Origin of the sequence: Paenibacillus alginolyticus DSM 5050 = NBRC 15375, from assembly GCF_000422905.1 — a bacterium.
Classification (GTDB): Bacteria; Bacillota; Bacilli; order Paenibacillales; family NBRC-103111; genus Paenibacillus_E; species Paenibacillus_E alginolyticus.
The window spans coordinates 136173-151901 of record NZ_AUGY01000009.1; the positions used below are offsets into that span (position 1 = coordinate 136173).

The window sequence follows — 15729 nt, forward strand, 5'->3', positions numbered from 1 at the left end:
GACCACTTCAGATTGAATAAGCCAATAGACTTCATCATTATTCCCCCAAAATACCTAAATTCCTATATCCCGCCGAATCATATATAATAAAGGCAACTGCTAATGATGCCATCAAGAGAGAGGATGGATATTCCATGCACAAAAAAATGGGTACACGATACGTGCCAGATACACAGATCGCCGCATTACCTCATGGCACACTGAAGTACGGTGATGATTTATTTCTGACTCGAAAGGTTCTCCTTTATCAAATAGAGCTTCAACCAGGGCAGGTCGGCGAAGATTACATTAGAACCCTTCATCATAAAGCAGCTTTCATACACGATGGGTTTCAACATATCCTGGATACGTCTGTAGAGGAAGATTCGGTTACGATCATTCTGCAAGCCAAGACAGGCTCACTATTCTCTAACTATGTTAACCGGAAAGAAATGTCCTTCCCTACCATCATTGCAATGATTGCTGATTTAGGGGTTTCCTTACTTGACGCAATGGAAGAACGTATTACAGGATTTACAGTAGGCGCTGAAAACCTTTGGTTAGATGATCACGGCAAGCTTTCCGTCATTAACTACTGGGACAAAGGCGATCCTCAGGCACAAGGGGCCATCGGGCTTTGTCGGTTGATGATCCAGCTCTTTACCGGCTCGGAAACGATTACTGGTGCATTTGAAGTGATGCATACCCATCTGGAGCGCACGCCTATTCCATCTGCGACATATGAACAGAAATTGGCTTTAATTAAGCTGATTAAGCTCGTCTGCCAAGGTCACGCTTCACTTTCTTCGTTGATTTTTGGGTTGCGGAGTTTACCATCTTCCGGTCTAAAGCAGGACGCGGGGCCTATCCCCAAACAAATTCATTATCAAAATCCAAGTAAAATTCAAAATCACGTGGTGGATGAAAGTGAGGAGGAGGAGGACGAGGACGAGTTGAATGAGGCCGCACCTGCAGCTAACAAGCGATCACAATCATTGAGCGCTTTAAGCAAGGCAGGGATAGGAGCAATTGCTATTTTGGTCGTAGTCTTAGTCACCGTTTGGGCACTTTGGCCATCTTCGAAAGTGGAGCCGGTTGTGGTGGCACCTATACCCACCGCAACACCTCTCACGCCGACAAATAGTCCTGTCCCATCAACAACGAAGCCTCTCGGAGATTCGAATAAACAATCCCAAGAAGTGGTCATTCCGAACCTGGTAGGTCTATCTCAAGCCGATGCCGAGGCGCAGGCCTTGGCTGCCGGACTGCATTACAATTTTTTGATTGAAGCAAATGATAAGCCAAAGGGAACCGTCATTAAACAAGATCCAACGTCAGGCACGAAAGGCTTGCAGGGCGACAATGTTACGTTTTGGGTTAGTAAAGGGAATCAGTGATGCTTAAAAGCAGAACACCTTAAAGAAGAACACCTACTTGTTCAGGTCGGAAATACCCATAGTTTGCAAAGTTGGTATTCCCATTAACTGCAACATCGAAATTCGACCATCTACCACTTGGATAAATGTGGGAAGACACTTATTATCTTTAAGCTAAAGCTTCCGATGGAGCGCTTGAGACTCCGTATTTCTATCACGATTGACCTCTTTATTAACATAAAGGGGCTGTTCTCAAGTAATCTACTTGTGGACAGCCCCTTTAGCCTATTGTCCTTCCAGAATATCCGATTCGGTATTCAGAACGAAAATTCATACTTCCATTGGATTTTTCCAATGGAATCTACTCTACGGTCTCGAAATATGTGTTTCTATTGGAATAATCCAATGGAATTGACTTATTAGGCCGGCAAATCACTACTTTCATTGGATTTATCCAATGGAAGTAGCAGCCGGACTGCGAAATTCACAAAGTGGGAGCTACATTTTCCAAATATGACTTTGGAGGCAGCCCTTATCGTCTTAACCTATAACAAAACAATTTAAAAGTTCTGCAAATACTCAGCTGTCTTACCCTTTCACAGCAGAACCTACGGTCAACGCTTTCTCCACTTGCTCACTAAAGAGTACATACACAAGCACGGTCGGCAAGCTCGCGATCGTCATCGCCGCGCCCATCGCCCCCCAATTGGTGGTGAACTGACCCTGAAAGAAGAGCAGCCCGAGCGGCAAGGTTTTCAAGGATTCTTTGGTAATCAAAATTAACGCCATCGTAAATTCATTCCACGCTGACAAGAACACGAAGATCACCATCGTCGCAATTGCAGGTTTAATAATCGGCAATATGATCGTATAGAAGGTCCGGTAAATGCTGGCCCCATCCATACAAGCGGACTCTTCCAGCTCAACCGGAATACTGCGGAAAAAACCATAGAAAACCATGCTGGAGAATGAAATATTGAACGCAATATAAGGCACGATCAGCGCCCAATACGTGTTGGCCAAATGGAACTCACGTACGAGAATTGCCAGCGGGATCATGATGACTTGCACGGGAATGAACATCCCAATTACAACATAAATACGAGCTGCTTCCTTCAAGCGCCATTGCATTCTGGCGACGGCATAGGAGAACGTAACCGAAAGTACAATCGTACCCACAACAGTCGCCGCTGCTACCAGCAAGCTGTTGCTGAAGTAGACTGGAACATTGAACCTTGACCAAGCATCGACATAGTTCTCGAATCGTAGGTGAGTCGGGAAACCGAATGGATTCGATACGAAGATTTCATTGTTATTTTTAAGCGAATAAAAGACCATCCACAGCAGTGGATACACCGACAATCCCGCATATACCCACAAGAAGATGCCCAGGAGCGGATTCTTTTTACGCAATTTGAGTATTCCGTTCATCTGTCATCCCCCTTAAAATGTAATCCGTTCTCTGGCGATCAGACGGTTAATAGCCAAAGTCACAATCAAGCATTCGATGACCAAGAAAGCAGCCGCGGCGCTTCCATAGCCGAATTCACCAACGCGGAACGCAGAGCGGTACATCAGATAGGTCAACGTGTACGTGGAATTTCCTGGGCCTCCGCCAGTCATAATGAACATATTGGCGAAAGCATTCAATCCGCCTGTAATCGCAAGAACCAAACAAAACTTATACGTCTCAGCCAGCATTGGGATTGTAATCGCCATGTGCGCTTTGAATTTGGATGCTCCATCAATACGCGCAGCCTCTAAATATTGCTCTGGAACGGACTTTACAGCCGCCAGCAGCAATGCGAATTGGTAACCCATGTACTGCCAAGCATTCACGAACGCAATGGCGAAAATCGCTGTTTTGTTGTTCGTCAGCCAATCCTGACGATACGTGATGCCGAGCGCTTCAAAGATTTTATTAATCAAGCCATACTCACTGTTATACATCGCTAACCACAGCTGACAAACCACTGTAATGGAAAGAACCACAGGAATGAAGTAGCTAATTCTTAGAAACTTGCTTCCTCTGAACCCTTCTGCGACGGCAAAAGCAAGCACGGTGCCGATCCCGATTTGCACGACAGCCAAAATACAGGCAAAAACGAAGCCGTTGTAAAGCGAAGTGTAGAAAATACTATCCTGAAACAATCGAATGTAGTTATCCAGAAAAATAAAAGTGCCTTCGCTTAAGCCATCCCACTCGAATGTACTGCGATAGAAAGTTTGCAAAATCGGATAAAACACAATCACTGTATACAAAAGGAGTGCCGGCAGTGTGAAAAGCATAATAGCCGCCTTATTTCCCATGAATTTGCGCATGTCATCACTTCCCTTTTTTAGTAGAAAACTCACACCGGCTCAGAGCGATCCAGTGTGAGTCTCCTTTTCCATAGAAACTTCGGTTATTTCGCTGCGACTGCCGCTTTATTCAAATCTTTCACGAATTGATCCGTTGTATAATTACCTGTCATCAGGTTTTGTGTCGCATCTTCAAGCGCTGCTTTGAATTTAGGATTGGACAATCCCCATGAGAATGCTGTTGTGCTTGTGATTTTCGGAATATCTTTGGAAAGCTGATCCATCATCGGCGGGAATGGCTTCACAATCGGTTTGTCTACTTTTGTTGCTACGATTGGATTACTGCGGTTCGTGTATTTGTATTCCGCATATTTCAAGGAAATGAAGGATGCCACTTTCGCTGCAAGCTCTTTATCCTTGGTGTTGGCAGATACGGCATAACCACCAGGACCGCCGCTGCCGCTGAATGCTGTTTTGCCTTTTTCATAGGCTGCTGCATCAGCTGCTGGAAGGTACATGAAACCTGCTTTGTCACCCAGCGCTTTCGTAGCCGCTTCGATTTCCCACTGACCGTTAATGAACATCGCTGCTTTACCTTCGTGGTAGAGCGCCGCTGCTTGATCGTAGTTCAAGTTCGTAGCGCCTTTTGGCAGCATGCCTGCTTTCACCAGCTCGATGATTTTATCAGCAGCTGTTTTGTAAGCTGCATCATCAGCTTTGGCAAGACCCTTATCAAGCTTCGTCACACCAGCTGGTTCAGCACGTGAAACGAACATGTCATAGAGGGCCACGCAAGGCCATTTTTCTTTAGCGAAAATGGAAAGCGGCGTAATGCCTTTCCCATTGAACGCTTTAACAGCCGTCATCATTTCATCATAGGTCGTTGGCACTTTCACACCATTTTGTTGGAACAAATCTTTGTTGTAGTACAGAAGCGCTACTTCGTTACCCGCATAAGGGAAAGCATAAGTATGACCATCATCTGTAACCAGCGTATTCATTGCGCTTGGCTGCATTTTGTCTTTGAAGCCGAATTTAGTCACGTACTCATCCAGAACTAGAATATTATTGGATTTTTTAAATGTATCGATAATGTCTAATCCTGCTTGGAAAATGTCAGGCAGATTGCCTGTAGCTGCATAAGTTTTCAGCTTCTGGCCATCATCTTGCGCTTGAATATCGAGCTCAAGCTCAACATTCGGCATTTCCTTTTTCAATTCCGCAACCGCGTAATCATAAGGTGTTTTCGTATCTTCATCTGCGTATTGGGCATAAATTCTAAGTTTGACCGGCTTTGCATCTGCCTTCACTGGTGCTGCTGTTGCTGCAGCCGTTGGCGCGCTAGTTGCGCCAGTATCTTTTGTTGTGTTTGTAGTTCCGCAAGCTGCAAGGCTAGTAGCCGCGAGCAAGCTTACGAGAGTGACTCCCATTTTTTTCATTTGTTGGACCTCCCAGGCATCATGTGCTTTTCACTTCTTTACAACCTGAGTATAAAAGGAAAAACCCCTTATGATAATGGAATAATCGAGGGGTTCTTGTAAAATCCGCACATTTAGAAAATTTCGTTATAAGCGGTTATTCTCATATTCACTAGGGGAATAACCAAAAAATTTCTTAAAGCTTTTACTAAAGTAACTAGGGTCGTTAAAGCCGATTTGCTCGGCAATATCCGCAAGGCGTATGTTCCCTTTACCGAGTAACTCCTTCGCTGTATGCATACGAACATGCGTGACATAATCGGTCACCGTCATGCCGATTTCTTTCTTGAATACAGCCCGCAGATAGCTGGGATTGATAAACACCTGTTGAGCAATTTGATCCAATTGCAGCTCGGGATCTCCGTAATGAAGCTCAATATATTCTTTGGCTGCTTGGGCAATTTTCGACGATCGGGTCTTTCGGTGCTTGCCCGTGTAAAGGATCGCTTGATTGAACAATTCCTTGATCCATACGGATGTGGCGTCAATGGATTCCAACCGTTTGATCTCACTATAAGGAAAAAAAGCTTCTCCGAAGCAGTCTTCAATCGGATGCCCCGTTTCCGTTACATAAGACAGACAAACAGAAATAAGTCCCATGCTAATGACATAGGTGTAGTCTAAAGATAACCGCTGTTCACGAATCGATTGGAAAATTTCTTCCAACTTAGCATCTACCTTAACCCCATTTTGCATGCGCAATTGTACGAGCAGCTCTTCATTCACTTCTGTGGGATAGAACGCTTGAGTCCCTGATTCCAAGGATTCTGATCCGTAAGCGATAACACGATCATTCCCCAGCACAAACTTATTTTGCAAGGCTTCAAGCGCCTCCAAATAGGAAGTTCGGATCCCCTGATAGCCGGATTGACTCCGACCCACACCAACGGTTATCGTAAATTTCAAATATTTCTTGATCAGGAAGCATAATTTCTCATAACCGCCTAACGCAGGAATTTCCAGCTCACCAGTCCCTTGATGCTCCACCAAGCAAATGATGCGTCCCTCAGGTCCGTTGAAAATCAAATGATTTTCCGTTTCCTCCAGCGCCTCGTTCAGAATGTTCGTCACCGCATATTTCCAAAGCAATCGTTCACTCACTTTGTTCCATTTGAGGTCCATGTTATCAATCTCAATACACGCCACCACAAAGCATCGTGAGTCGAAGGATTCGCCAAATTGCTGGAGTCTTGAACTTGTCTCCTCATCGGAATGGTTGTAATCACCGCTTAACAAATGATTAAGAAAGCTCTCCTTCATCAACAGCTGATTTTCCTTCAGTGTGGACTTCTCTTCCTGAGCCCGCTGATGCTCCTTCTGAAGCTTAAGCAGCGTCAACACCAATTCATCCTTCGAAAATGGCTTCAGAATGTAATCTTCAACTCCAAGCTTAAGCGCCTTTCGAGCATAATCAAATTCGTTATGGCCCGTAATCAGCACCACGCTTGTCGCTGGATACTGCTCCTTCAATTGCTCCGTAAGTGTCAGTCCATCCATAAACGGCATGGTAATATCCACAAGGGCAATATCAGGACGATGCACGCCGACTTGCTCCAACGCTTCGACCCCATTTTTGGCTTCTGCGCATATTTCAAATCCATAAGCTTCCCAATCTAAAGCCGTACGCAAGTATTCTCGGAAAATGGATTCATCATCAACAATTAATATTTTCTGCATATCTTAACCTTCCTCACTTTGAAAAGGGAGCCATAGTGTTACTTCTGTGCCCTGCCCAGGTTGACTTTCAATTTGTAGCCCATAATCGTCGCCAAAATAAAGCTGTATACGGTCATTCACGTTCCTTAACCCATAGCCGACAGCTTGTTCCGGAGATTCCGGCTTCTTCACAAGAGCCTCTAGCCGCTGCGGCAGCATGCCAACCCCGTCATCGCTGACGATAATTTTGATTTTACCCGCAACAATCTCACCTGTTACTTTCAGAAGACCGAGGCTTCCCTTCGTTTTCAGACCATGGTAGATGGCATTCTCAACGAGCGGTTGAATGGTTAACTTTGGAATAAGTCCACTGAGCACCTCACCCCGAATATCAAATTCAAAGGTAAACACATCCGAATAACGGATACGCTGTATGGATAAATAATCCTTCACATTGCGGACTTCTTCCTCGATCGTTATCGTCTCTCTTCCTTTACTCAGAGCTGCGCGATAGAAATCAGCCAACGCTTTGGTTGTTCGTTGTACATCCCGAGCTCGTCCCATTTCAGACAAGGTGTAAATAACATCTAACGTATTATACAGAAAATGCGGTTTAATTTGCGCCTGAATAAGCGCCAGCTCGTATTCACGCTTCTTCTTTTGCTCAAAATTAATGTTCGTCAGCAGCTCTTGAACTCGTTTGATCATAGCATTGAAGCCCGAGGCCAATAAACCAATCTCATCCTCTGAATTCACTTGGAATTCAATGTCCAAGCTGCCTTCCTTGACCTTCTTCATATGTTTGGTTAGTCCCATAATCGGTTTGGCAATGAGTTGGGATAGCATCCCCGCTCCCAGCAAAGCAAAAAATAAACAGATCAATCCAATAAACACAATAAGGACAGTGATTTTACGCGTATCTGCGGTTAAGGATACCAGCGGAGCCATCGAGATTAGCTTCCACCCAAAACTTGGCACATCGGAGCTTACTACAAGTGTTTTCTCATGCTGAAAAGAGGTTAGATCCGAGGTATTATCGCTGGATGTAATCCAGTTTTTAAGCGTTGGATCTGCAACTTCATGCAGTAAATCCTCCGGATGCTGCGATGAGATAACGACGCCTCTCTCATTCACGATAAAATAGCTGCCATCCTGGATGGAGCCGATTTTCTGATAAATCGCTGATAAGGAGCTTTCTTTGATATTCAGTACGAGCATACCTAGCTTCTGCCCTGTATAAATATTTACAATCCGCTTGCCTAGCGTCATAACAATTTCTTGCGAATCCGTGGTCAAGTAATTACGCTGCTGCATGGGAAACCATATATTATTGCCACTGGAGGCGTCAATCTGTTTAAGCATTTCACTGCTAGTAATCAACTCCTGATTCCGTTCCATAAGGAGATTAGATCCAAAAACCCGACCATTCGCATCTATATACGCAGCCGATTGGACATCGGGAAATACAAGCATCGCAAAGCTCAACTGATTCGTAATCTGCGTATACATCTGTAAGCTCGTTTCCGATGACCCCTGAGATTGCGGTTCTTCCACGATCAATTTGTTCAGATTAATCGTCAGCATATTGGCGCAGCTTTCTACATTTGTTAACATACCTGTGATGCGCGTAATAATGAGGGACGAGTTATCCGAAACATTTTTAATCGTCTTTTTGACAATCGCATTCGTGTACACTTGATTCGAAACAAAGCCTAGCACAAATAAAGGCACGAAGATCAATGGAAAATAAATCATGATGATTTTATAGCGAATGCGTTGATTACGAAACCAAGGCATGGTGATATATTTTTGTAGAAATTGCATGATTTGCCCCCTACTTTTCAAAAACTGAAAAAACCCTATACAATCTACCTTCAGGCAATCCCTGTCGGTTATATTGTATAGGATTCGTCTACTCATTGAAACAAGCCAAATCTATATCCCTATTTACACATTGATTCGTTGTATGGATAATCGCATCTCATCCGTTAATCCGCTCAATGCCGTTGCTGAATCAGCTATTTCTTGAGCAATTTTCAGTTGATCCTGTGTCAGCTTGTGAATGCTCAGCGTTCCGTCTGATGAAGCTTTTGCAATATTCGCTATATCTATCACAGATGCTGTCACCTCTTCGGCCCCTGCCGTCATCTGCTCTGTTGCTGAAGAGATATCATGAATTTGCTCAGACACATAACGGAATTGTTCCACAATATGGCTAAAGAACTCTTCCGCTTTCATCGTGAGACCAGCCCCGGTCTGAATCTCCATCATTCCCGCTTCCATGGCCTCACCCATAAGCTGAGATTCCTTCTGGATATTTTGCAGCAGTCCAGCAATTAAATGAGCTGAACCTGTCGCATTGTCCGCAAGCTTGCGCACTTCACCCGCGACTACTGCGAAGCCTGCACCGTGTTCACCCGCCCGTGCTGCTTCAATTGAGGCATTGAGTGCAAGCAGCTTCGTTTGTTCGGCGATATCCGAAATAGCCGATAAGGCAACCCCAATTTCATGTGAATGGCTGCGCAGCAAGGCAGCTCGATGAAGCGCTTCTTCCGTAGCAGAAGTAATCGTAACGAATTGACCGTTCATATTCCTTACGATTGTTTGTCCCGATTCCGCACTCTCCAGTGCATTCATTGATGCGTCAGAGGCCGTTAAAGAAGCCTCCGAAATACGTTGGATGGCTGTGGCCATCTCTTCCATCGAATGTGCACTCTCATCCGTGCTTGACTGCTGGGTATTGGCCCCTTCAGCGAGCATTTGAATCGATACGTTTACTTTGGTGTTCATCTCAAGCAGATGATGAGCTTCCGAGTTGAAACGTTCCGTCGTCGCTACAAATTGATCCGAGGTGTGCGATACATTAGATACAATCGTTTTTAAAATGTCATTGATGTTGCCTGACATCTTGTTCATCGCCTGATAAACGGCACCAATTTCATCAATCGAATGAATAGGATTTTCAGCTAATTGCTGCTGTGCAAGGAGAAGGTCTCCCTTTGCAATGCTTTCCGCACCTGCAACAATCCGTTGTAACGGACGCAGTGAACGGGATATAAGCAGCATAACGACCCTAAGTCCAAGTAAGGTGAAGAAAAGCATTAGTAAGTAAACAGATAGGTTCCCCATGATCAAGCTGTTGGAAATTCGTTCGATGACCCCTGCCTCCGTATCGATACCTAGGACACCGATGGTTTTACCGTCAGCGCTTTTCAAAGGTGCATAAGTCGAGACATATTTACCGTATTGCGGGTTTACGATTAAGGGTGAGCTCGCCGAATTTCCCTTGAGTAATGCCTGAATTGCTTCTTCTGGAATATCTGTCACTTCATTGATTGGCGAAGCCGAGCTTTCTCCTTTTGGTTGTCCGTCAATCATAAGGAGGGGCTGATTTTTCTCATCAATTCGAACAAGATATACATATAAAGCTCCAATTTGCGTACGGTATTTGTCTAGTTCCTGCCTGATATTCCAATACAGCTCGTTTTCCTTTGGATCTTTTAAAAATTGCTCCCATCGATTTGCATCGATGCCTTGGACGTAGCTCTCTGCCAATCGAACGCCATAGCTGGATATCGCGTCCATCCCCGCTTTCTTGGCATTTCTGATTTCAATGAGTATATTGCCTGCTGACAATGCCAAAATGACTATCATTACGGCCGCAATGATGCGCACGACCAATCGTTTTCTAATCCACGTAACGAAACGAAACATAATTAAATACCCCTTTTCAATCAACATTATTCGATTATTTTCGACAAGAAATTGGTAAATCCTTCTTCTAATATTGAACTTATTTCTTTTTAAGCTATTCTTCAGATTATTATGTTAGGTTACTAGTGAAGATTGTACAATTTGAAGAAAAGACAGGTGACATGATTGACAACGACCGGTTTATTCGACTCCTTCCCCCTACTTACAACAAACCGTTTATGTTTGAGTCAAATGAACACTGAGGATGCTGAGGATCTTTATCACTTCTATTCCGACTCCAAGGTCACCCAATATTTAGACTGGCATGGCCCTGCATCTGTCCAAGATTCCAGAGACTTAATTCAATCATGGAATCAATATTTCCAAGATAAACGTCTATTCCCTTGGGGATGCATGAAGTCACGCGGACATTTCTGGATGTGATCATGCTTGCTTTTATTAATAATACATAAAGTCCGAGGAGTCGTAACCCTCGGACTTCGCTTCACTTCTATCCTACTGTTCAACCAACTGCACTGCTAGTTGAATTAGCGCGCAGCTCTCTCATTATGTACTCTGCCTAACAATGAGTTTTGGCTCGAGAACCGTCAGCTTCTTCACCTTTTCCTTCTGAATCAATCTCGATAATAAGGCCATCGCTTGACTCCCAAGCTCTTCACTATGCTGTGAAATAGTTGTCAGTTCAGGGTTCATCGCAGAAGCTAATTGGCTGTCATCAAACCCTGCAATGGCGATATCCTCCGGAATACGCAGCCCATGAGAAATAACAGATTTCATGGCACCAATGGCCACATAATCGTTAATACACAGAAAGGCCGTTGGACAATTTGGCATGGTAAGGAATTGTTCCATCAGCTTGCGGCCGCATTCCATTGAGAAGTCTCCCAAGCGTACGATTTGCTTTCGAAATGGGAGACCATTCGCTCCTAGCGTACTTTTGTACGCTTGCAGCTTTTCCATCGTCGTTGTCGTTTCCGCGTTCCCCCCCAAGAAGCCGATGCTTCGATGCCCGCGATCAATTAGATGCTGCATAATGAGCTGAGTGCCCGCATATTCATCTGTTTTCACACGATGACAGGGATGACCTGGAAGACTGCCATTGATCAAGACAATTGGAATTCGCTTCTGGATATCCACGACTTCCTGGACGAGCTGCTCCGGGCAGTGACGCGAATTAATACGTCCACCCATGAAGAGGAGTCCCTCCACCTGTCTTTCGCAAAGCAAGTTCAGATATTCGGATTCTCTGCTGAAATTGCTGAATGTATTACAGAGAAAGAGTGTAAACCCCAGCTTCTGCGCAGCTCTCTCTGCCCCTCCGAACACCTCAGGGAAAAACATGTTACTGCTATCTGGGAATAATACGCCAATCATGCCCGTTTTCTTATTCACCAGACTGCGTGCCAACGCATTGGGCTGAAACTTGTGCTTTTCAATAATCGCCATAATCTTCTGCCTAGTCGATGTTCGAACGGGTGCGGTATCATTGAGAACACGGGAAACAGTCGCGACGGAGACGTTCGCTTCTCGGGCAATATCATAGACGGTTATAGATTCCAAGAATTCACACTCCGTTACGTCAAAATATAAAGATCGAAGGCCTGTTCAGAGACAGACCTTCGATATCTTTATCCTTATTTGCTGCTTTCTACAGTGACCTTGAAGGCATCCAATTGTTTTTGGACTTCAGCCATCAGCTTATCAAAGCCTGCTGTTTTCAGCTTGGCGCGGAAATCATCAACCGCTTTGACGGGGTCTCCCGCTTTGCCGTAAAGAATCGCAGGTCCCATTTGTCCAACAACTTGGGTAACCGCTGTCAACTCGTTTGACACAGGTCCCTTATCGAAAACGAATCGGCCATATGGGAATGGCTTTTTGATTTTGTCATAGGACGCATAAAGCGCGCCTTTTCCAGACCAATCATTACCATCTGGAATTTCATTCTTATCGATGCGTCCACCCCAGAAGTTGGAATAGAATTCGTCTCTTTGCACATCATAGCCATCTGGACGGAAACGTTTGCCATCTTTGATGACGTACTGCACGCCTTCTAAGCCGTAATTCATCAAACGATACACTTCCGGGTCTTGACGAATCAGCTCGTAGACCATCAGAGCGCGCTCCGGATGCTTGCTTTTCGCACCAATGGAAGTTCCGCCGTGTGTGATCGACATGGATACGAGATTGTTGCGAGTAGCCGAGAATGGGAAGAACTGGAGATCCGATCCTGGCTGCAGCTTATCCATTTTGATACGTTCACCAAGGAAAGTTTGCGTGTGATGCTGATCTATACTTGACTTACCAGCCTCAAGCTCAGAACGATTATCGCCCTTATAATTCAGCACATCTTCGCGCCAGAAGCCTTTGTCGCCCCAATCCTTCATGAGTTTGGCAAAATTCACGAAAGTATCATCGAGAATAGGACTGTAAGCTTTATACTTCTCATCATATGATTTACCGTAGATTAGACCGAAGAGACCGGTACTGATCGGAAGTTCAATCGCATCTGTGTAGGAATTGATGTAGCCTGCAATATTACCAGCAGCCGTACCATTTGCATCCCAAGGAACAACGCCTGGCTTCTTATCCTTGACACCTTGGAGATAGGTCTCCATTGACTTCCAATCTGTAATCGGCGCCGTGATCCCAAACTCTTTGGCCCAATCACCACGATACAAGAAACCATGATTGACCCACTGTGTGTAATGATCTTCAGGAATGAGCATGATCTGATTCTTGTACTTCGTCTCAGCCCAGTTCTCTGGCGGTACTTCCTTCCAAGTTAACGGCGCATACACAGGAAGCAGCTTATCCAATGGTTGGAAAGCACCTTTTTGTGCATTCTGCCACGTATCCAACCAATCGGTCGCAACCGTGATCAAATCAACCGGTTCTCCTGAAGCTAGCAATAGATTATATTTGGTTTGCCAATCAGCCCATTCAACCCATTTAATTTCCAGTTTTGCATTTGCTTTTTGTTTCAAAATGGCGTTGACCTTCTCCATTACCTTTTCAAATTGACCATTCTTCGGTTTATCCCCCAACATCACGTAGGAAATTGTTTGGAACTCGGAGGTGTCAATTTTGCCGGCTGGCGCTGCTGTCCCCGTTGCCGCAGTAGTCGCTGCCGCTTTATCCGTGGAGCTAGTTCCTGTACTGCTAGGTGTGGTGCACGCTGTCAAGCTTACTGCAAGCGTCGCTGCCAGAGCCACACTAAGCGCTTTCTTTCTTCTCTTGAACATACGGATTTGCCTCCCCATAATCATTTTGGTATATGCTTTGCGTCAGCCTTTTACAGCACCAACGGTAATACCTTGGATGAAATATTTCTGCACCATCGGATAAAAGAGAATGACCGGTCCCGTTGCAACTACGGCAGTAGCCATTTTCATGGACTCCAGCGGCATATCCCTCGGCTGTACATTGGAGGAGACCGATGAGTTTTTGATAAAATCGGCACTTGTTACAACGTTGTACAGGAACAATTGGAGCGGCCTATACTTTAAATCAGGTGATAGGAACAACATCGAATTGTACCATTCGTTCCAATAACCCAAAGCAATAAACAATCCTATGGTCGCCAGCGCCGGTGTTGTCATAGGCAGGATGAGCTTGGTGAAAATCTTAAAATCGCCCGCTCCGTCCATTTTGGCCGATTCTGTAATGGCATGCGGGATGGACCTAACGAAGCTTTTCATCATAATAATGAGAAAAGGGCTCATCAGTCCGGGCAGCAGGACAGCCAAATAGTTATCCTTCAGATGCAGCCACTGCGTCATAATTAAGTAAAAGGGGACAACCCCGCCTTGAAACAATGTTGTAAAGTAAATAAAGAAGGAGATCCGATTGCGATAAGGAAAATCAGGACGCTGCAAGGAATAACCCGTCATGGCTACGATAAACAGTCCAATGGTTGTTCCAATCAGTGTAATGCCAAGCGTGACCCCATAAGAGCCGATGATGACGCCAGGGTTCTCGAATACAATTTTATAAGCAAATGTACTGAACTCTTTGGGCCACAAATTATAGCCGTGTAACGTGATCGACTTCTCTGCTGTGAACGATGTCCCAAGGACGAGAAGAAAAGGTACTAAGCAGAAGAGTGCAAATAGACCAATAAAGAAGTAGCCGAATAGCCGAATGGCCACCGAGGAGAAATCCGTTCCTCTTTGACGTGCGATGACTTGTTCCACGTATGCCCCTCCTAACCGAACTAAAGTGACGAATACTTGCATGTTGAATTAGAACAGCGTGTTTTCAGGCGAAACTTTCTTAACCAGCCAGTTGGCTGTGATGACAATAAAGAAGCCAAACACGGACTGATATAGACTGACAGCGCTTCCTAGAGAAAAGTTGAAGTTGTTCATCAAAGAGCGGAACACGAACGTTTCAATTATATCTGTCGCATCAAAAAGGGCTGTATTATTGGCTCCGACCAAGTTATAGAACAATCCAAAGTTCCCTCGGAGAATACCGCCTAATGAAAATAGCAGCAAAATAATGAACGTTGGCTTTAGCCAAGGAAGCACGATATAGCGAATTCGCTGCAGGGCATTTGCTCCATCAATTTCAGCAGCTTCTACAATCTCCGAGTCCAATCCCATTATCGCTGCGAAATAGACGATCGAGCCGTACCCTGTCGACTGCCAAAGGAATGTAAAGACGATGATAAAAGGCCAGATCGTTGGATTCGAGTATGTCTTAAGCGGCTCCCAACCGATCGATTTGAGAATCCCATTGAGCAGTCCAAAGTCATAACTGAGAATGTTGTAGGCAATAAGGCCAACAAGCACGAAGGAGATGAAAAATGGCAGGAACATCAGGGATTGCGAAAGCTTCTTAAACCATTTTTTACGAAGCTCGTTCAGCAAAATAGCAATACCAATCTGCAGGATATTTCCAAAAAAAATAAAAGCTAAATTGTAAGCAATCGTATTAAACGTTAATTTCCAAAGTGCCCCAGAGGTCACTAGAAATTTGAAGTTGTCAAACCCAACGAACTGGCTGCCGAATATCCCCGCCGTATAGTTATAATTAATGAATGCGAGATAAAGCCCTGGCATAGGAAGGTAAGACATGACTAGGAAAAATAAAATCGCTGGAACACACATGAGGACTAATGTTCGATACGACCAAAATCTGCGCAGTGGGGTTACACGCTTTTTGACAGCAGCAGGCGCTCCTTCTATTGAGCTTGCTGAGATGGCAGTTTTCATGCGTACTCT

12 protein-coding genes are annotated in these 15729 nt (G+C 44.8%); 2 read left to right on the forward strand and 10 right to left on the reverse strand.

Annotation, left to right across the window (positions count from 1 at the left end; translation table 11 throughout):
- The first annotated feature begins 134 nt into the window (after positions 1-134).
- The gene (locus G519_RS0104390) at positions 135-1376 is read left to right on the forward strand and encodes a PASTA domain-containing protein (protein WP_029193652.1); all 1242 of its coding nucleotides are present in this window, start codon (positions 135-137) and stop codon (positions 1374-1376) included.
- 567 nt (positions 1377-1943) lie between these two features.
- On the opposite strand, the gene G519_RS0104395 is transcribed toward G519_RS0104390, so the two are convergent.
- The 6 genes from G519_RS0104395 to G519_RS0104420 form a co-directional block, all read right to left on the reverse strand.
- Positions 1944-2786, reverse strand: a complete 843-nt coding sequence (locus tag G519_RS0104395; protein ID WP_029193653.1) for a carbohydrate ABC transporter permease — start codon at positions 2784-2786, stop codon at positions 1944-1946.
- A 12-nt stretch (positions 2787-2798) separates the two neighbouring features.
- Positions 2799-3677, reverse strand: a complete 879-nt coding sequence (locus tag G519_RS0104400; protein WP_029193654.1) for a carbohydrate ABC transporter permease — start codon at positions 3675-3677, stop codon at positions 2799-2801.
- Between the two features lie 83 nt (positions 3678-3760).
- Positions 3761-5095, reverse strand: a complete 1335-nt coding sequence (locus G519_RS0104405) for an ABC transporter substrate-binding protein (RefSeq protein ID WP_029193655.1) — start codon at positions 5093-5095, stop codon at positions 3761-3763.
- 126 nt (positions 5096-5221) lie between these two features.
- Positions 5222-6811 carry a response regulator gene (locus G519_RS0104410; protein ID WP_029193656.1) on the reverse strand — a complete coding sequence of 530 codons (1590 nt, stop codon included), beginning with the start codon at positions 6809-6811 and terminating at the stop codon, positions 5222-5224.
- Between the two features lie 3 nt (positions 6812-6814).
- The gene (locus G519_RS0104415; RefSeq protein WP_029193657.1) at positions 6815-8614 is read right to left on the reverse strand and encodes a sensor histidine kinase; all 1800 of its coding nucleotides are present in this window, start codon (positions 8612-8614) and stop codon (positions 6815-6817) included.
- A gap of 123 nt (positions 8615-8737) precedes the next feature.
- Positions 8738-10504 carry a methyl-accepting chemotaxis protein gene (locus G519_RS0104420; RefSeq protein WP_029193658.1) on the reverse strand — a complete coding sequence of 589 codons (1767 nt, stop codon included), beginning with the start codon at positions 10502-10504 and terminating at the stop codon, positions 8738-8740.
- A gap of 222 nt (positions 10505-10726) precedes the next feature.
- Between G519_RS0104420 and G519_RS53450 the strand changes: the two genes are divergently transcribed.
- Positions 10727-10927, forward strand: a complete 201-nt coding sequence (locus G519_RS53450) for a GNAT family protein (protein ID WP_369073705.1) — start codon at positions 10727-10729, stop codon at positions 10925-10927.
- Between the two features lie 123 nt (positions 10928-11050).
- On the opposite strand, the gene G519_RS0104425 is transcribed toward G519_RS53450, so the two are convergent.
- The 4 genes from G519_RS0104425 to G519_RS0104440 all read right to left on the reverse strand — a co-directional run bounded on the left by G519_RS0104425 (position 11051) and on the right by G519_RS0104440 (position 15720).
- Positions 11051-12064, reverse strand: a complete 1014-nt coding sequence (locus G519_RS0104425) for a LacI family DNA-binding transcriptional regulator (protein ID WP_029193659.1) — start codon at positions 12062-12064, stop codon at positions 11051-11053.
- A gap of 74 nt (positions 12065-12138) precedes the next feature.
- Positions 12139-13746: a DUF3502 domain-containing protein gene (locus G519_RS0104430; protein WP_029193660.1), complete on the reverse strand. Its 1608-nt coding sequence runs from the start codon at positions 13744-13746 to the stop codon at positions 12139-12141.
- A gap of 42 nt (positions 13747-13788) precedes the next feature.
- Positions 13789-14685 (reverse strand): carbohydrate ABC transporter permease, encoded by an 897-nt coding sequence (locus G519_RS0104435; RefSeq protein ID WP_376768246.1) that lies wholly within the window; start codon positions 14683-14685, stop codon positions 13789-13791.
- Between the two features lie 60 nt (positions 14686-14745).
- On the reverse strand, positions 14746-15720 hold the full coding sequence (locus tag G519_RS0104440) for an ABC transporter permease (RefSeq protein ID WP_029193662.1): 975 nt from the start codon (positions 15718-15720) through the stop codon (positions 14746-14748).
- Positions 15721-15729 lie beyond the last annotated feature (9 nt).